This is a genomic window from Micrococcus sp. IITD107, assembly GCF_041927415.1.
Classification (GTDB): domain Bacteria; phylum Actinomycetota; class Actinomycetes; order Actinomycetales; family Micrococcaceae; genus Citricoccus; species Citricoccus terreus.
In genome coordinates, this window is sequence record NZ_JBHFFN010000001.1 from 604797 (window position 1) to 621811 (window position 17015).

Sequence of the window (17015 nt, forward strand, 5' to 3'; positions counted from 1 at the left end):
CGCCGCCGGTCCAGACCTTTGAGATCAAGCCTGTGGAGGGTTGCCCCGCTGATGCGAGTGCTCACGATCATTCCCACGTACAACGAGATCGAGTCGTTGCCGCTGACCCTGCGACGCCTGCGCGCCGCCGTGCCGGAGGTCGACGTGCTCGTGGTGGACGACAACTCGCCAGACGGCACCGGACGCTGGGCAGACCAGACCGCCGCCGAGGACGAGAACGTCCATGTGCTGCACCGCACCGAGAAGAACGGCCTGGGCGGGGCCTACATCGCCGGCTTCGGCTGGGGGCTGGACCGCGGCTATGACGTCCTGGTGGAGATGGACGCGGACGGATCCCATCAGCCTGAGCAGCTGCCCCGACTGCTGGAGGCCATCCAGAGTGCCGACCTGGTCATCGGTTCGCGCCGGGCCCCGGGCGGGAAGATGGTCAACTGGCCGATGCACCGCAAGCTGATCTCCGCCGCCGGCTCCCTGTACCCCCGGCTGATGCTGGGCCTGGACCTGACGGATGTCACGGCCGGCTACCGCGCCTACCGCGCGGACACCCTGCGGCAGATCGACCTGGCCGGTGTGCAGTCCCGAGGCTATGGCTTCCAGGTGGACATGACCTTCCGCACCGCTCAGCTGGGCAAGCGGATCGTGGAGGTGCCGATCACCTTCGTGGAGCGAGAGTTCGGTGAGTCCAAGATGAGCGGAGACATCATCGCCGAGGCTGTGGCCAGCGTGACCCTCTGGGGTCTGGCCGCCCGGTGGGAGAAGCTGCAGTCTCTGCTCCGCGGCTGAGTCACACCACAGATCACGTGCGCAGAAGATGTCGCGACACGCCGGGCGGATTCAGCACTTGGCGTGCACGTGATCTGAGTGGGGAAAGCCTGTGTTCAGAAGAACCCCGGCAGTCCGTGAGGGACTGCCGGGGTTCTTCGCTGTCTGAGGGGGGGCCAGCTCAGGCGCCGGCGGTCTCCCCGCGGCGCTCACGGAGCTTGGCGAGCTGACCCTTCAGGGCCTCCTCGAGCTCCTCCACGCTGCGGCGCTCCAGCAGCATGTCCCAGTGGGTGCGGACCGGCTTCTCATTGCCCGGCTCCGGCTTCTCACCGTTGACCAGCAGAGCCTCCTTGCCGGTCTTGGTGGTCCAGGTGGCGGGCACATCGGCCTCCGTGGAGAACCAGACGGCCACCTCCTCGCCGTCCTCGCACCGGTAGCGGACCTGCTGACGCGGTGCCGGCTCGACTCCGGCCTCAGACTCCATGGACTGTGCGCCCAGGCGCATGCCGCGCAGGCTGCGGTCACTCATTCGTTCTCCCTTCCGGCCCCGCGGTCAGCAGGGCGGTACGACGTCGACCCTCGAGTCTACCGGGGTCTACCGTCTCCAACGCCTCAGAGTCCGGGGTTGTTCCCACGCCCGTGCTCGTCCTGATCCAGGTGGACCTCAGGATCACGCTGCGGAGCGGCGGGGCGGTGGTGCTCCGGATCAGTGGGGGCGTTCAGGGCGGCCTCGGCGGTGGAGGAGTGGTGCTCGTCCAGTTCCGGAGGCGGAGCCAGTGCCTCCTCCAGCGAGGTGTCGGTGACCTGGGCGATGCTCAGTCCCGAGTTCGAGAGCTCAGCCGCCGTGGTCGGACGGGGGGTCTTGCGCTTGCCGGAGGTGACCTGAGCACTCTGGTCCTGGCCGTCGTCGGGCTCGGCCTGTTCCTGGGGCTCGGCGCGGCGCGAGCCGCCGGTGGCGGCCTGGGCCAGGTTCTGCAGCTGGTCGCCGCCGAAGGCCGCACCCATCCGCCCCAGGGCGTCGGTGAACTCGGAGGGGATGATCCAGAGCTTGTTGGAGTCGCCCTCGGCCAGCTTGGGCAGGGTCTGGAGGTACTGGTAGGCCAGCAGGTCCGGATCCGGTCGGCCCTCGTGGATCGCCTCGAACACCGAGTGGATGGCCTCGGCCTCCGCGTTGGCCCGCAGGATCCGGGCCTGGGCGTCGCCCTCGGCGGCGAGGATGGCGGCCTGGCGCTGCCCCTCGGCAGTGAGGATCTCGGACTGCTTGGTGCCCTCCGCGGTCAGGATGGCAGCACGGCGGTCGCGCTCGGCACGCATCTGCTTCTCCATGGAGTCCTGGATGGACAGCGGCGGGTCGATCGCCTTGAGCTCCACGCGCGAGACCCGCAGGCCCCACTTGCCGGTGGCCTCGTCCAGCACGCCACGCAGCTGGTTGTTGATGGAGTCGCGGCTGGTCAGGGCCTCCTCCAGATTCATCCCGCCCACCACGTTGCGCAGGGTGGTGGTGGTCAGCTGCTCCACGGCGTGGATGTAGTTGGCGATGCCGTACGTGGCGGTCTTGGCGTCGGTGACCTGGAAGTAGACCACGGTGTCGATCGAGACCACCAGGTTGTCCTCGGTGATGACCGGCTGCGGCGGGAAGGAGACGACCTGCTCGCGCATGTCCATCAGCGGCAGCATGCGATCGATGAACGGCACCATCAGGGTCAGGCCTGCCCCCTGGGTGCGCTGGTACTTGCCGAGCCGTTCGATCACGCCGGTGCGTGCCTGGGGCACGATCCTCACGGCGCGGGCGAGGATGATCCCCACCACGACGGCGACGACGATGAGCACGATGATGACTTCCACCGTCACGTCCCTCCTGCGGCTGGTCTGCCGCGTGTTGTGGCCGACGTCAGGGGCGCCGGCTCGGATGTCTCTGTGCCGGTTCAGGCGGTGCGGCCGGAGTCCCAGTCGATCTCCGGCTGGGCGGCCACGCGCAGGGTGGCCCCGTCCACGGTCTCGATCTCGGCGGTGCTGCCGGCCGGTATGGTCTGGCCTTCCGGGGCACGCGCGGTCCAGATCTCTCCGTCCACCTTGACCAGACCGGTGGTGGCGGTGGTCTCCTCCAGCACCTGAACGGTCCGTCCCGGCAAGGCGTCGGCGTTGGTGAGCTGGTCCGGGCTGCCCTTCTTCAGGTGCTTGAGCGCGGTGGGGCGGACCACCACGAGCATCAGCAGGGAGACCGCGGCGAACACCGCGATCTGCAGCCAGGGGTCGCCTCCGGCCAGTGCGGTGGCCAGCGCTGCAGCAGATCCGGCGGCCAGCATCAGGAAGATCAGGTCCAGCACCAGGACCTCGACCACGGCCAGGGCGACGGCCAGGGTCAGCCACAGGGCCCAGAGGTTCTCGCCGATCCAGTCGCCCACAGGTGCTGTCCTCTCCTGGCGGGGGTTGTGCCGCCGGTCGGTTCCTCGATGCCGGGCATCGAGACGCGGCGCTGCTCTGCGCGCGTCCTCCCATCCTGCCCTGAGCATGAGGGCGGGACAATGCGCCGCACGCAGACGGAACCGCATCGTGACCTCCGGTGGGGATCTAATGTGGTCCCATGCGTCCTGACCAGCTTGAGCTCATCGTCTCCACCGGCACCCCGTCCCTGTCCCCGGACGGTCGTCAGCTGGTGGTGGCCACCTCCCGAGCCGACTTCGGCACTGACGGGTACACCGGACAGCTCTGGCTGGTCCCCACCGACCAGTCGAGTCCGCCACGCCGGCTCACCCGTGGATATGCGGACACCAGTCCTCGGTTCTCCCCGGACGGGTCCATGATCGCCTTCCTGCGCAGCGCTCCCGGATCTGCGCCCCAGCTGGCTGTCCTACCGGTGGGTGGCGGTGAGGCACGCATCCTGACGGATCGACACCTGGGCGTTCGCGGGTTCAACTGGTCCCCGGACAACTCGTGGCTGTGCTTCACCTCGGCCGAACCGGAGGAGGGACGGTACGGAACAGTGGAGGGGGTCAGCGCCGCGCAGGAGGACCCGCGGCTGGTCACCGGCCCCGACTACCGGATCAACGGGCTCGGCTACACTGCCGACCGGCTGCCGCGCCTGTTTGAGATCGCCGTGCCGGACCTGGACGAGGAGCCGGTCTTCGAGCCCCGTGGCAGGGCCGCGAAGGCACGGTCCGAGGAGAAGGACAAGGACAGGCACGACGACGGCCGGTTCCCGAAGGCGCGTCAGCTCACCGATGGTGAGCGTGAGGCCCACGATCCGGTCTACGCCGCTGACTCCCGGCACATCTTCTTCACCACCACTCCGGCCGCCGGATTCGGCAGGGATCTGCGCTCAGCCGTGGCCGTCCTGGAGGCACGTCCCGCCTCCGGCAAGGTGGACGCGGCAGGTGAGGGGCCGTCGTCGGGACCGGTGCGGCTGGTGGCCGGCGGGACGGCGGGCACCCTCTCCTTCGACGGTGCCTGTGTCTCCCGCAACGGCGAGTGGCTGTACCTGCTCGGCTCGGACCTGGGGGAGTCAGGCCAGGAGTTCGTGGCCTCGAACACCGGTGTCTATGTGCTCTCGGCCGCGAATGCCGTGCGGCAGGCGGCCGAGGGGTGGGAGCAGCCGGCGCAGGGGCTGGCTCCCCGCCTGTTGACGGATCTGGAGACCATGAACTGCTCCGGCGGGCCGCTGCGCCTGTCCGGACAGGACAATGTGCTCGCGCTGGCCGAGGACCGCGGACGCACCGTGCTGGTGTGGATGACCCACCACGGCCAGCCCGAGGTGCTGGTGGAGATGCCCGGGTCCGTGGTGGGTGCCTCCGAGGCCGGTGGAACCCTGGCCGTCTCCTACGCCACCCCGGATTCGCCGGGCCAGGTGGGCATCCAGCACCGGGGGACCGGACTGACCACGCTGTTCGACCCGAACGGACCGCTGCGGGAGCAGACCACGGTGGCTCTGGGGCAGGAACGGACCTATGCCTCCGCGGACGGCCAGGGGGTCCACGGCTGGGTTTTCGTGCCGGAGGGGCAGGGGCCGCATCCGGTGCTGCTGAACATCCATGGCGGCCCCTATGCGCAGTACACGCACGACTGGTTCGATGAGACCCAGGTGCTGGTGGAGGCCGGGTACGCCGTGGTCATGTGCAATCCGCGCGGCTCCAACGGCTATGGAGCCGCCCACGGTGCAGCCGTGAAGCACGCCATGGGCACCGTGGACCTGCAGGACATCCTCGGGTTCCTGGACGGGGCCCTGGCCGAGTTCGGCTCGACCGGTGTGGGCGTGATGGATGAGAAGCGGCTCGGGGTGATGGGCGGCTCTTACGGTGGACTGATGACCGCCCTGGTCACCGCGCACGACCACCGGTTCACGGCAGCGATCGTGGAGCGGGGCTACCTGGATCCGCTCTCGGCGCTCGGCTCCAGCGACATCGGCTGGTTCTTCACCCCCGAGTACTTCGGCACGGACCGTGCGACCGTGGAGCGCCAGAGCCCTCTGGCCCAGGTCCACCGGGTCCGGACACCCACCCTGGTGATCCACTCCGAGGACGATCTGCGCTGTCCGCTCGAACACGCCCAGCGGTACTACCACGCGCTCTGGGCCCAGGGCGTGGAGTCTGAACTGCTGATCTTCCCCGGTGAGAACCACGAGCTCTCCCGCTCCGGCACCCCGTGGCACCGGCAGGCGCGGTTCGAGCATCAGCTCAGGTGGTGGGCTCGGTTCCTGCCGACTGCACGCAACGGCGGGGAGGCAGACACGGCGGTTACCAGTGAGTAACATAGCCGCATGACCTCCGCCGCATACCCTCACCTGTTCACACCCATCCGACTGGGCGGTGTGGAGCTGCCGAACCGTCTGATCATGGGCTCGATGCACGTGGGCCTGGAGAACCGGGGGCAGGACTACTCCAAGCTGGGCGCGTTCTACGCCGAGCGTGCACGCGGGGGAGTGGGGCTGATCGTCACCGGCGGGTTCTCCCCGAATCTGACCGGTCTGCTGGATCCGACCTCGGGGACCATGAGCTCGACACGCGATGCCCGCAAGCACCGGGTGATCACCGAGGCCGTGCACCAGGCCGGTGGGCGGATCGCCCTGCAGCTGCTGCACGCTGGCCGGTACGGATACCACCCGTTGATCGCCTCCGCCTCTCGCCGGAAGTCGCCCATCACCCCGTTCACTCCTCGGGCGCTGTCCACCCGCGGGGTGGAGCAGACCGTGAAGGACTTCGTGCGGGCGGCCGGATTCGCCCGGCAGGCCGGGTACGACGGCGTGGAGATCATGGGCTCGGAGGGCTATCTGATCAATCAGTTCCTCTCCCCTCGCACGAACGACCGTACCGATGCCTGGGGCGGCAACCCCGCACGGCGCCGACGGCTGGCCACCGAGATCGTCCGCCGCATCCGCGCCGCGGCCGGGCCGGACTTCCTGATCACCTTCCGCATGTCCATGGTGGACCTGGTGCCGGACGGTCAGACCCTGGAGGAGACCCTGGACCTGGCCCGGGCGCTGGAGACCGCAGGCGTGGACCTGCTCAACACCGGCATCGGCTGGCATGAGGCGCGCGTGCCCACCATCGTCACCTCCGTGCCGCGGGCGGCGTTCGTGGACTTCACCCGCCGGGTCAAGGAGGTCGTGTCCGTCCCGGTGGCCGCCTCGAACCGGATCAACATGCCCCAGACCGCCGAGCAGATCCTCGCCGAGGGCCAGGCCGATCTGGTCAGCATGGCCCGCCCGTTCCTGGCCGATCCCGACTGGGCGCTCAAGGCGCAGGCCGGGTCCCCGGAGCGGATCAACACCTGCATCGCCTGCAACCAGGCGTGCTTGGACCACACCTTCCAGCACAGGAACGCCTCCTGCCTGGTGAATCCGCGGGCCGGACGCGAGACCGAGGAGCCGTTCCGGAAGCTGCTGCCGGTGCGCCCGATCTCCGGCACACCGGCACCAACCCCCACGGGCCGCCGCATCGCCGTGGTCGGAGCCGGCCCGGCGGGTCTGGCCGCCGCCACCACCGCTGCATCACTGGGCCACCAGGTGGACCTGTTCGAGGCCGGTGCGCAGATCGGCGGGCAGTTCCGTCTGGCTCGGCAGATCCCCGGCAAGGAGGAGTTCGCCGAGACCCTGCGGTACTTCCGGCAGCGGATCGAGGACACCGGGGTGGCCCTGCATCTGGAGCGGCGCGCGACCGCTGAGGAACTCGCCGGGGGTGGGTATGACCATGTCATCCTCTCCACCGGGGTGCTGCCCCGCGAGGTGGACATCCCGGGCGCTGACCGGGCGAACGTGCACTCCTACGCGGACGTGGTGGACGGCAAGGCGGTGATCGGGCCGCGCGTGGCGATCATCGGCGCCGGCGGCATCGGATTCGATGTCGCAGAGCTGCTCACTGAACCGCATTCAGAGGACCGCCCGTTCCAGGCGCACACGTCCGCCCACGAACCCCAGGAGCTGGGGGAGTGGCAGCGCGACTGGGGCGTGGACGCCTCCTTCAGCACGGCCGGCGGAGTGCAGAAGCCGCATCCGGAGCCCTCACCGCGTCAGGTGTACCTCGTCCAGCGCAAGACCTCCAAGATGGGGGCCGGGCTGGGCAAGACCACCGGATGGGTGCACCGGGCGGCGGTCAAGGCTCGAGGCGTGGAGTTCATCACCGGTGCCACCTACGAACGGATCGACGATCTGGGGCTGCACCTGACGGTCCAGGCCGAGAGCTCCCGACGACGGCCGGCTGGCCTGGCAGGTCAGGCTCAGCGGGTGGTGGAGGCGGGCAAGGCGGCCATCGCCGATCTGCCGTTCGTGTCCGCTGAGTCTCCGAGCACTCCCGGCGCGGCCAGAGTGCTGGAGGTGGACGACGTCGTGATCTGTGCCGGTCAGGTCTCCTGCCGGGAGCTGACCGCAGGACTGGACCAGGCCGGGGTGCCGTACACCTTGGTGGGCGGGGCGGATGTGGCCGCGGAACTGGACGCCAAGCGAGCGATCGAGCAGGCCACCCGCGTGGCCGCCGAGCTCTAGGCTCGGTCAGTTCCGGTGGTCGGCCCAGGCGGTGCCCATGGCTGCGATGATCCGTTCGAGACGCTCCCTCGAGGTCCCCATGTTCAGCCGGACCCGGCCACGGCAGGAGGGGTCGAAGATCTCGCCGGGGGAGAGCATGACCTGCGCGTGGTCCAGGAAGAACTGCGCGGGGTCCTCCAGTCCGAGCGGGCTGAAGTCCAGCCAGGCCAGGAAGCTGGCCTGCGGCGGGAGGCAGCGGGCTCCGGGCAGATGCTTCTCGAGTAGGGCGACCAGGTGCTGGGACTGGTCTTCGAAGTGCTGCACGACCTCGTCCAACCACTCAGTTCCGTCCTGGAACGCGGCCTCGGCGGCCAGGACACCCCAGTGGCCTGCCTCGGTCTGAGTGATCGCCGGGTCCACCTGCTCTGGCCAGGGGCCCTGCGGAGAGCGCACGAGCAGTCCGCACTTCAGCCCGGCGATGTTCCAGGACTTGGACGCTGAATGGACGGCGATCCCGGTCGTCCGGGCCGCATCCGAGACGGTGAGGTAGGGGACGAACTCCACGCCCGAGTGGACCAGGGGAGCGTGGATCTCATCGGAGATGACCGTGGCGTGGTGCTCTGCGGCCAGCTCGGCCAGCGCGGCGAGCTCCTCACCGGTGTAGACCCGGCCCAGGGGGTTCTGAGGGCTGCACAGCAGGATGATCCGGGTGCCGTCCTCCAGCGCCCGGCGCACGCCCTGCAGGTCCATCCGTCCACCGGTGGCGACATCGAGCAGGGGGACCTCCACCGGGTGCAGTCCAGCGTGCTCCACCCAGGTGTAGAAGTTGTTGTAGACCGGAGGCATGATGACCACGCCGCGGTCCGGGCCGGCCAGGTGGGACATGACGGTGGCGGAAGCACTGGCCACATCCACGTGGACGGTCACATCCTCAGGGCGCGGCGACCACTTCCATCGGTCGGCGGCGAAGCGCGCGAAAGCCGACTGAAGGCCGGCTACCTCGCCGGGGTACCCGGTGTCATGGGCGTCCAGGGCCTGCTGCAGCCGCTCGGTGATGGCCGGGGCGATCTTCACGTCCATCTCGGCGACCCAGGCCGGGATCACTTCCGATCCGACGGTGCCCCATTTGACGCTCGCCCGTGAGCGGAGCTGGTCATCGGTCAGGTCGAAGAGGGGAGTGGCTGTCATGCGTCCATCGTGTCAGAGAGTCGGCGTGGTGCGGGTGCTTCAGCTGCCCAGGCGTTCCTGGGCGAACGGGTGTTCGAACTGCGTGGCGTAGAACGCCCAGTTCGCGAAGGAGTAATGGGCGTCGTCGACTGCCGTCCAGACCTTTTGCCGACCTAGGTGCTGCATGCCGATGCCCTGCCAGTCCGGGTCCTTCGTGCGGCCGCTGCCCGCGCAGATGCACCAGTCATCGACACTTCCGTCCGGCCTGGGGGCACCAGGATGGTTCGGCAGGGCCACCGCCTGGTCGAAGGTCGGTGCGGTGTGCTCGGACCAGTCCAGACGCTGCATGACCGGTGCCTCGAAGTGCCGGTTGCTCTCGATGCCGATGACCCGGAACACCAGGGTGGCGCCCTGCTCAGGGGTGTAGGACAGCAGGTCTCCGGGCACCAAGTCCGTGGTGGGCCGGTACGGCCGACGGGTCTTCTTCCGGGACGGCTGGGGCGCGGTCAGCTTCGTGCGCAGGGCCTGCAGGGCGGCCTTGCGCTTCTTCAGGTCCGCCCCATCACCGTCGTCAGCCTCCTCAGCCCAATACTCGAGGCCTTCGCCGGTGTCGATGATCCGCAGTGCCTCGTCCCTGACCCGATCCTCGAGGCGTCCCGCCTGCTGCTGCGCGGCGGCCAGGGCCAGCCACAGGACATGCACCTCGTCGTCGTCGAGGTCCTGGTAGCGGTGGAGGATCCGCTGGGTGGCCTCTTCGTCCGGCACCTGGTCCTCGAGCAGCTCGCGGTACTCGTTGCGGATGTCGCTGGCTGTGTCGTCCGAGAAGATCGCTGGTCCCCATACACCCATCTGGCCAGGCTAGAGCAAGCTCGGCCCGAGTCAACGGGCCCGTCAACGCCGCCGGACCCGCACCGCCTCGACCTCGTAGCGGGAGGCCCGTCCGGCCCCGGTGGCGAAGAAGCGTCGGCGCAGGGCGCCTCTCACCTCCACCTGCAGTCCGTCGGTGAATCTCACTGCGGATGCGCGTGTGCGAGCCGTCCAACAGGCGATGTCTATGGTGTCCACGGAGGCGCGTGAGCCGGCGTCGGGCCCCTTCTTCCGCTGCGGGCGGGGGACCACCAGGCGGAACTGGACCAGAAGGTCCCCGCTGGGCAGCTCCCGTTCAGTGGGCTCGCCGCTGACCTTGCCGGCCAGGCGGACCTCGTTCACGGGTGGTGTCGGGTCAGATGTCATGGCATCAGCGTGACGCGACGAGACTGTGCGCGGGAGACGCGGAGGCGGAATTGGTGACCACTCCAGGTCGCCGGGACCCTGTGCAGGAAGGGCGGGCCGGGGAGTCGCCCGATACAGCGGCACCCATGACCTTCGCCCTCACCACTGACGCCCCTCCGATGGAGAGCGTCCTCGCCCTGTACGACTCCGTGGGCTGGAGTGCCTACACGAGCGATCCTGAGACGCTGGGTCGTGCGCTGCACGGCTCTTCGCACGTGGTCTGCGCGTGGGACGGGGACCGACTGGCCGGGCCGACACGGGTGATCAGCGACGGCGCCACCATCGCCTACCTGCAGGACGTGCTGGTCCACCCTGGCCTGCACCAGCGCGGCATCGGCCGGACACTGGTGCAGGCGGCGTTCGAGCCCTTCGCCGCTGTGCGCCAGAAGGTGCTGTTGACCGACGACGATGACTCCCAGCGCGCCTTCTACACGGCCTTGGGTTTCACCGAGACCCACGACGTCGGCCCGTCGCCGGTGCGTGCCTACGTCCGGTTCGACGGGTGAGACACCCCGGAGAGACTCAGTGCTCGGGCAGGCTGTAGTGGTCTGCGATCAGCTCGAGGGTGCGGGTGTGGACCTCACGGGAGTGGCCACCGGTCACCAGCATGACTTCATCCACCTGGGTGTGCTGATGCAGCGCCTCCAGTCCGTGGGCGACATCCGCTGCCGTGCCGTGCAGGGTGCGTTCCGTCCACTCCCGGATGAACTGTCCCTCGCGCACCCCGGAGGCCATCCTCTCCACGTCGTCCGGATGGGGGATGGAGAAGCCCTGGCCGAGGAACATCCGCATCATGCCCATGGCCGAGGTGGCGGCATGTCGGCGGGCCTCAGCCGGGTCGTCGAGGGCGATCGTCCCGATGCTGAGCAGGCTGTACGGCTCCTCCAGCACAGATGAGGGACGAAACTGCTCGCGGTAGATCTGCATGGCGCTCACCACGTCCGCACTGCCGAACTGCAGGGCGAACGCATAGGGACGTCCCAGCCGCGCGGCCAACTGGGCGGAGTACACCGAGGATCCCAGGATCCAGATCTGGGGGAGTGAGTCCGAGCCCGTGACATGGTTCTGCTCAGACTGCCAGGGCCCCGGCACCGCATGGACTCGCCCGTAGGGATGCCCTGGGGGATGCGTGTCCTCCAGGAAGGCGAAGAGTTCGTCCACCTGATCCGGGAACTGCTCGTTGGCTCCCTGGTGGCGACGCAGGGCCGCGGCGGTGGCACCGTCCGTCCCGGGAGCTCGGCCCAGTCCCAGATCGATCCGTCCGGGCGCCAGGGCCTCGAGCATGCCGAACTGCTCGGCGATCACCAGCGGGACGTGGTTGGGCAGCATGATCCCGCCGGCACCCAGACGGATGCGCTCGGTCTTTCCGATCAGCCGAGCGACCATCAGCTGCGGGGACGACGTGGAGGCACCCGGCATGGCGTGGTGCTCAGACATCCAGAACCGCTCGAAACCTCGACGGTCAGCGGCGCACGCCAGGTCGATCACCCCGGCGAAGGCCTCCTGCGCCGTATGGCCCTTGCCGGTGATCGCATTGTCGAGGACGGAGAGGACGAACGGAGCCGTGCCCTGCGGATGCGGCCGGATCATGCGCGACCCTGGGCAGCAGACTCGACCAGGTTGCTCGTGGCCAGAGGCGCACCGACCTCCAGGGCAGTGACCCAGTCCGAGGTGGAGGCCACGGCGGCGAAGTTGGAGTGCAGGAGTGCCATCAGCGTGGTGTGGACGGTCTCTGCCTTCACCGCACCGGCGGCGTTGGCCAGATCGATGGCCCCGGTGGCGTCCGAGAGGACCTCCACGGCCAGGCCGTGGACCTCGGCGTCGCTGGCGGAGGCGATGATGCAGTTGTTGGTCATGTATCCCACCAGGGTGATGGTGTCGACCTGCCGCTCGCGGAGCCAGTCCAGCAGATCCGTCCCGGGGAAGACCGAACCGAACTGCTTGACCACGGTCTTCCAGTCCTCCGATCGCAGCTGCTCGACGGCGTCATGCAGCTGCCCTTCGGGCGCCTCCAGGTTGAAGACCGGCGCGCCCGCACCTGCGGAGTGCTGGACCACGGCCACCGGGTCCCCGTGCTGCTCGGCCGCGCGGATGGCGTCGGCGATCCGCTGGATCGACTCCTCCCGCGGTGGGTACTGGATGGGCAGCAGTCCGGTGAAGTACTCCTGCTGGGCATCGACCACGATCAGGGCGCGGCGGGGTGCAGTCATGGGGTGGGACCTCCAGTTCGTCAGGGTGCGGATCTCACGCAGTCCATCCAGCATCCCGGGGTCCACCCCCTGACTGCCAGTGGCACGCGTGCATACCTATGATGGATTCGGGCCACAGAGAGGGGAATGAGCGTGCGGATCGCGGTCTATGGCGTCGAGGGCGTGACGATGTTCCACCTGTCGGTGCCTCAGATGGTGTTCGGCGAGGTCGCACGTCTGGGGCTGGCCCCGTGGGAGACGGTCCTGTTCACCGAGGACGGCGGATCGATCCGCACGGCTGAGGGGTACCGGGTGGAGGGCCTGCAGGACCTGGGTGCAGCGGCGGCTGCCGACGTCGTCGTGATCCCTGCCTGGCATGAGGACCACAGGCCGCCCTCTGCCAGGTTGGCCCAGGCACTGCGTACAGCTCACGGCCGGGGTGCCTCCGTGGCGGGGCTGTGCCTGGGGGCCTTCGCCGTGGCCGAGGCTGGACTGCTGGACGGACGCCCGGCGGTGACCCATTGGCAGGCGCTGGAGGACTTCAGCAGTCGGCATGCTGAGATCGCCGTGGACCGGACCGTCCTCTACATCGACCATGGGGACGTGCTGACCTCCGCGGGGACGGCCGCGGCCATTGACGCCTGTCTCCACCTGGTGCGCACCCGACTCGGCGCGGAGGCCGCCAATCAGGTGGCACGGAGCCTCGTGGTGGCACCGCACCGTGGGGGAGGGCAGGCCCAGTACATCGACCGCCCGGTCCTGCCGAAGAAGAAGAAGGAGTCCAGCCCGATCGCCGAGACCCTGGACTGGGCGTTGACGCACCTGCAGGACCCCCTGACGGTCGACGACCTCGCTGCCGCGGCCCACATGAGCAGGCGCACCTTCATCCGGGCCTTCAGGCAGGTGACCGGCACGACGCCGGCCGCCTGGCTGCGTGCCCGCCGCCTGGATGAGGTCCGGCGTCTGCTGGAATTGACGGTCCTGCCGATCGATCAGATCGCGGCCGAGTGCGGGTTCTCCAGCCCGATCACCATGCGGCAGAACTTCGGTGCGGCCTTCTCGACGACACCCTCGGAGTATCGGCGACGATTCACCGCCCGGTCTGATCACCGCAGGGATCCTGAGTGAACAGCTCAGCGTCGACCATCCCAGCACCCTGCGTTTGAATGATGTAAAGCTAGACGTGAGAGAACGCACCTGGCTGAGTGCAGAGCGAAGGGCAGGATGACCAGCCTGCCCCTTGAGGCGGTGCTGACGCTCGAGTGGGCTGAATGCTGGTGAACCGCAACGTTCCTGACCGAGCGTTCTTATCGGCCATGGCTTCACTCAGCGCCGCACGTGCGTGAAATGCCCCGGAGAACCACCCGGCCTGACGCGATCAGCACCCACGTCCACCAGGACGGCCGCCCGTCACTCGCACTGCATCAGCAGACCACCGCGACACACTGGTCCACCCAGCCCCTGCCTGGACCCGTTCCCAAACGCCGATAATCTACCTTATGTCATCTCGACCATGGCATGTTGGCGATTTCTGCGAATCCGCCGGTTGGGACGACTCCCCCATGACGGAGCGCTGGAGATCGGTTTCTGAGCGGGCCGCGGAGCACTTGCAGTACACCGATGTCCGGACACAGGGGCCAAGAACACCGGGCTGACCAGCGGTTTACGGCAAGCATTGACGGTGGTTCGCGGTTAGTGCGAAGATTTCGCTCATTATGCGAACGCCTGAGGTCGGTCCGGTCGGCAGTGTTCCGCTGGTGCTGCGCTGCGGGACGGGCGTGCTGAACGAGGCCGAGACGGTGTGGGTGGCGATGCTGGACGGGTGGGCGGCCCAGCAGTTCGCCCGGAACCTCTCGGCGGGCACGGTGGAGGGCCGCCGGTCCACGGTGATGCGGTTCCGGCGGTTCGCCGAGGCCTACCCGTGGCAGTGGACGGCCTCGGTGGTGGACGAGTTCTTCCTGGAGCTGCGGGCGGTCAAGGGTGCGGCCCGGTCGACGGTGCTGGGGTACCAGAACGCGCTGAGGATGTTCTTGGAGTACCTGACGGACCCGGCGTATGGGTGGGGCGAGCAGTGCTGGGAGCGGTTCGGTGAGCACCCGGCGCAGGTCTTCCACGAGTGGAACACCGCCCGTCACGCCCAGGATGCGGTGGCCACCCCGGGCAAGCGCCCGTACACCCGGGACGAGCTCGAGGACCTCTTCGACTGCGCCGATGACCGGGTGCTGCGCATTCGCCAGGCCGGGGCCAAGGGGTGGATCCCGGCGTTCCGCACCGCGACGATCATGAAGGTCGCCTACGCGTGGGGGCTGCGCCGCAACGAGGTCCGCTGCCTGGACCTGGTCGACATCGCCACCAATCCGCGGGCACCTCAGTTCGGCAACGCGGGAATTATCTACGTCCGGCACGGCAAGGCCATGCGCGGTTCCCCGCCGAAGCGGCGCAGCGTGCTGACCGTGCCGGAGTTCGACTGGGCCGTGGAATGCCTGCGGCAATGGACCGATCAGGTGCGCCCGTTGTACGCCCCGGCCCGTTCGACCTGGTTGTGGCCGAGCGAGCGGGGCACCGCGGCGATCGCCGCGGACTCGCTGAGCCGGGCTTTCAAGGAGGTCAAGCGGGAGGCCGGGCTGGATGATGACCTGGACTTCCACTCGCTGCGCCGGTCTTACGTCACCCACCTGATCGAGGCCGGCTACGACGCGTTCTTCATCCAGCAACAGGTCGGCCACGAGCACGCCTCGACGACCTCGATCTACACCGGCCTGTCCCCCGATTACCGGGCCCGGGTCGTGGACGGGGCCGTCCACCGGATGGCCGCGACCGCAATGACCACCAGCAAGGAGTACTGACCCATGAAACGGCACGTGGAGTACACCTGGCGGCTGCGGGAGGTCATGGCCGCCCGGGGGATGAACAACCTCTCCGAGCTCATCCCCCACCTGCACGATCGCGGGGTGAGCCTGTCGTCTTCCCAGCTCTACCGGCTGCTCGGGGCCACCCCGGAGCGGATGAACCTGACTCTGCTCGGGGCGCTGCTGGACGTGTTGGAGTGCAGCTTCGAAGATCTCTGCCCCACCACGGTGGTGGCCACTCCGGTCCGGCACCAGGCCACCGGCACCGAGGCCAGCACCGCGAAGAGAGACGCCATCCGCCCGATCAGGGCCCGCATTCACCGGCCCGAATGAGCCGGCCGGCCTTCATCGGGCCCTGCGCCCGCTGCGACCGCACTGGGGTGAGGTTCGCGGCCACTTGGCCCGGGGGGCGGATCTGCCGGCGCTGCTACCAGCGCGCCACCCGCCTGCACGGCACCTGCCCCGGCTGCGCCCAACACCGCCTACTGCCCGGGCTACTCGACGGCGCCCCGGCCTGCGCCGACTGCACCAGCATCCCGGCCGACTTCCACTGCACCCGGTGCGGGCGCGAGGACCAGTTCGTGCGCACCGGACTCTGCGCCCACTGCTGCCTGGCCGATGACCTCACCGTGCTGCTCGACGATGGCACCGGGGCCATCGCTGCACCACTGCTCCCCCTGTTTACCGCCCTGACCGGCCAGAAGCACGCCCGTAGCGCCCGGATCTGGCTCACCATTAACCGGCACGCCGAACAATTGCTGCGGGATCTGGCCCAAGGCCGGCTGCCCCTGACTCACCAGACCTTCCAGGAGCACCCCTGCCCCGGCAAAGTCGCCTTCCTGCGCGCCTTGTGCCTCGAGCACCAACTACTGGAGCCGGTGAACCTGGACATCGAACGCTTCCAGTCCTGGCTCGAGACGAAGGTCAGCGCCCTGCCCGCCGAGGACGCCCGGATCATCCGGCAGTACGCCCTCTGGGTGCACCTGAACCGGATACATCACCTTCAGGCCACCGAGGGCCTGAAGAAGGGCACCTTCCTGGCCGCCAAGCAGTCCATCACCATGGCCATCGGCTTGCTGGGACACCTCAGGGCCCGCGGACACAGCCCCGCGGAATGCACTCAGCACGACGTGGACGCCTGGCTGGCCGGTGGGCCCACCACCCGGAGTCTGGCTCGGGGCTTCGTGCGTTGGGCCGTCGAGCACGGGCACCTGCCCACCGTGGATTTCCCCTACCGCATCGCCCAGGCCACCCCTGTCATCAGCCAGGCCCAGCGGCTGGAACACCTCCGGACCCTCACCGAACCCTCAACTCAGATCCCGGGCACACTGCAAGTCGCCGCTCTGTTCCTGCTGCTCTACGGTCAATCGCTCACCCGCATCTCGCGGATGCGCCTGGCACAGATCCACGACACCGAGGGCAAGCTCACCGTGAGCTTCACCGACGACCGACTCCAGATCCCGCCCCCGTTCGACAGGATCGTGCGGGCACATCTTGACGCGCTGCCGCACACGAACACCTCCGCGCACCGGGCCAACACCTGGCTCTTCCCCGGCATGAGGCCCGGAGAACACCTGCACCAGAACACCATCATGAGCCGCCTGCGTGAGCGAGGCATCGACCTGCTCGGCGCCCGCAACGCCTCTCTGCGGGCCCTGGTCCTGGAAATGCCCGCGCCCATCGTCGCCGACGCCCTCAATTACAGCTACCAAGTCACCGACAAACACCGCCGCGACGCGGGCGCCACCTTCACCGACTACATCAACCACCGCAGCACCGATCTCTGACCTTGGGCTCCCCGCGTAGCCCGCTCCCGCTCTGGAA

General features: G+C 68.7%; 16 protein-coding genes. 8 read left to right on the forward strand and 8 right to left on the reverse strand.

The features are described 5' to 3' along the window. Positions 1-51 precede the first annotated feature (51 nt). Positions 52-783 carry a polyprenol monophosphomannose synthase gene (locus ACEXHE_RS02885; protein WP_374784637.1) on the forward strand — a complete coding sequence of 244 codons (732 nt, stop codon included), beginning with the start codon at positions 52-54 and terminating at the stop codon, positions 781-783. Positions 784-943: 160 nt separating this feature from the next. Here ACEXHE_RS02885 and ACEXHE_RS02890 read toward each other — a convergent pair whose 3' ends face one another. From ACEXHE_RS02890 to ACEXHE_RS02900, 3 genes are all read right to left on the reverse strand, one after another. Continuing rightward, complete coding sequence (locus ACEXHE_RS02890; RefSeq protein WP_091696847.1) at positions 944-1291, reverse strand: RNA polymerase-binding protein RbpA; 348 nt, start codon at positions 1289-1291, stop codon at positions 944-946. An 83-nt stretch (positions 1292-1374) separates the two neighbouring features. Then, positions 1375-2607 carry an SPFH domain-containing protein gene (locus ACEXHE_RS02895; protein WP_091697112.1) on the reverse strand — a complete coding sequence of 411 codons (1233 nt, stop codon included), beginning with the start codon at positions 2605-2607 and terminating at the stop codon, positions 1375-1377. A gap of 80 nt (positions 2608-2687) precedes the next feature. Then, entirely contained in the window at positions 2688-3167 is a 480-nt protein-coding gene (locus ACEXHE_RS02900; protein ID WP_091696844.1) for an NfeD family protein, read from the reverse strand. A 179-nt stretch (positions 3168-3346) separates the two neighbouring features. On the opposite strand from ACEXHE_RS02900, the gene ACEXHE_RS02905 reads away from it, so the two are divergent. Next, the gene (locus ACEXHE_RS02905) at positions 3347-5506 is read left to right on the forward strand and encodes a S9 family peptidase (protein WP_374784638.1); all 2160 of its coding nucleotides are present in this window, start codon (positions 3347-3349) and stop codon (positions 5504-5506) included. A 9-nt stretch (positions 5507-5515) separates the two neighbouring features. Continuing rightward, positions 5516-7735, forward strand: coding sequence for an FAD-dependent oxidoreductase (locus ACEXHE_RS02910; RefSeq protein WP_374784639.1), 2220 nt, complete (start codon positions 5516-5518; stop codon positions 7733-7735). 6 nt (positions 7736-7741) lie between these two features. Here the strand turns inward: ACEXHE_RS02910 and ACEXHE_RS02915 are convergent, their stop codons facing one another. The 3 genes from ACEXHE_RS02915 to ACEXHE_RS02925 are packed head-to-tail and all read right to left on the reverse strand — an operon-like array spanning position 7742 to position 10114. Beyond that, on the reverse strand, positions 7742-8902 hold the full coding sequence (locus tag ACEXHE_RS02915) for a MalY/PatB family protein (RefSeq protein ID WP_374784640.1): 1161 nt from the start codon (positions 8900-8902) through the stop codon (positions 7742-7744). Between the two features lie 39 nt (positions 8903-8941). After that, positions 8942-9730: a DUF4259 domain-containing protein gene (locus tag ACEXHE_RS02920; RefSeq protein ID WP_374784641.1), complete on the reverse strand. Its 789-nt coding sequence runs from the start codon at positions 9728-9730 to the stop codon at positions 8942-8944. 42 nt (positions 9731-9772) lie between these two features. Further along, positions 9773-10114 (reverse strand): single-stranded DNA-binding protein, encoded by a 342-nt coding sequence (locus tag ACEXHE_RS02925; protein ID WP_091696832.1) that lies wholly within the window; start codon positions 10112-10114, stop codon positions 9773-9775. Between the two features lie 125 nt (positions 10115-10239). Here ACEXHE_RS02925 and ACEXHE_RS02930 point away from each other — a divergent pair, with 125 nt between their 5' ends. Beyond that, complete coding sequence (locus tag ACEXHE_RS02930; protein ID WP_374784642.1) at positions 10240-10659, forward strand: GNAT family N-acetyltransferase; 420 nt, start codon at positions 10240-10242, stop codon at positions 10657-10659. A 16-nt stretch (positions 10660-10675) separates the two neighbouring features. Here the strand turns inward: ACEXHE_RS02930 and ACEXHE_RS02935 are convergent, their stop codons facing one another. Next, positions 10676-11743 (reverse strand): LLM class flavin-dependent oxidoreductase, encoded by a 1068-nt coding sequence (locus tag ACEXHE_RS02935; RefSeq protein ID WP_374784643.1) that lies wholly within the window; start codon positions 11741-11743, stop codon positions 10676-10678. Then, a complete protein-coding gene (locus tag ACEXHE_RS02940; RefSeq protein WP_374784644.1) occupies positions 11740-12363 on the reverse strand; it encodes an isochorismatase family protein in 624 nt (207 codons plus the stop codon). The genes ACEXHE_RS02935 and ACEXHE_RS02940 overlap by 4 nt, the downstream gene beginning before the upstream one ends. Before the next feature lie 126 nt (positions 12364-12489). On the opposite strand from ACEXHE_RS02940, the gene ACEXHE_RS02945 reads away from it, so the two are divergent. From ACEXHE_RS02945 to ACEXHE_RS02960, 4 genes are all read left to right on the forward strand, one after another. After that, a complete protein-coding gene (locus ACEXHE_RS02945) occupies positions 12490-13470 on the forward strand; it encodes a GlxA family transcriptional regulator (protein ID WP_374784645.1) in 981 nt (326 codons plus the stop codon). Positions 13471-14057: 587 nt separating this feature from the next. Beyond that, complete coding sequence (locus ACEXHE_RS02950) at positions 14058-15188, forward strand: tyrosine-type recombinase/integrase (protein WP_374784646.1); 1131 nt, start codon at positions 14058-14060, stop codon at positions 15186-15188. A gap of 3 nt (positions 15189-15191) precedes the next feature. Beyond that, positions 15192-15524 (forward strand): helix-turn-helix transcriptional regulator, encoded by a 333-nt coding sequence (locus tag ACEXHE_RS02955; RefSeq protein WP_091696820.1) that lies wholly within the window; start codon positions 15192-15194, stop codon positions 15522-15524. A 248-nt stretch (positions 15525-15772) separates the two neighbouring features. Beyond that, positions 15773-16978, forward strand: coding sequence for a hypothetical protein (locus ACEXHE_RS02960; RefSeq protein ID WP_374784647.1), 1206 nt, complete (start codon positions 15773-15775; stop codon positions 16976-16978). Positions 16979-17015 lie beyond the last annotated feature (37 nt).

Bases quoted from the DNA above. Each gene is read 5' to 3' on its own strand.
- ACEXHE_RS02885 (WP_374784637.1), top strand. From the start codon at position 52: ATGCGAGTGCTCACGATCATTCCCACGTACAACGAGATCGAGTCGTTG.
- ACEXHE_RS02890 (WP_091696847.1), bottom strand. From the start codon at position 1,291: ATGAGTGACCGCAGCCTGCGCGGCATGCGCCTGGGCGCACAGTCCATG.
- ACEXHE_RS02905 (WP_374784638.1), top strand. From the start codon at position 3,347: ATGCGTCCTGACCAGCTTGAGCTCATCGTCTCCACCGGCACCCCGTCC.
- ACEXHE_RS02910 (WP_374784639.1), top strand. From the start codon at position 5,516: ATGACCTCCGCCGCATACCCTCACCTGTTCACACCCATCCGACTGGGC.
- ACEXHE_RS02915 (WP_374784640.1), bottom strand. From the start codon at position 8,902: ATGACAGCCACTCCCCTCTTCGACCTGACCGATGACCAGCTCCGCTCA.
- ACEXHE_RS02920 (WP_374784641.1), bottom strand. From the start codon at position 9,730: ATGGGTGTATGGGGACCAGCGATCTTCTCGGACGACACAGCCAGCGAC.
- ACEXHE_RS02925 (WP_091696832.1), bottom strand. From the start codon at position 10,114: ATGACATCTGACCCGACACCACCCGTGAACGAGGTCCGCCTGGCCGGC.
- ACEXHE_RS02930 (WP_374784642.1), top strand. From the start codon at position 10,240: ATGACCTTCGCCCTCACCACTGACGCCCCTCCGATGGAGAGCGTCCTC.
- ACEXHE_RS02935 (WP_374784643.1), bottom strand. From the start codon at position 11,743: ATGATCCGGCCGCATCCGCAGGGCACGGCTCCGTTCGTCCTCTCCGTC.
- ACEXHE_RS02940 (WP_374784644.1), bottom strand. From the start codon at position 12,363: ATGACTGCACCCCGCCGCGCCCTGATCGTGGTCGATGCCCAGCAGGAG.
- ACEXHE_RS02945 (WP_374784645.1), top strand. From the start codon at position 12,490: ATGAGCGTGCGGATCGCGGTCTATGGCGTCGAGGGCGTGACGATGTTC.
- ACEXHE_RS02950 (WP_374784646.1), top strand. From the start codon at position 14,058: ATGCGAACGCCTGAGGTCGGTCCGGTCGGCAGTGTTCCGCTGGTGCTG.
- ACEXHE_RS02955 (WP_091696820.1), top strand. From the start codon at position 15,192: ATGAAACGGCACGTGGAGTACACCTGGCGGCTGCGGGAGGTCATGGCC.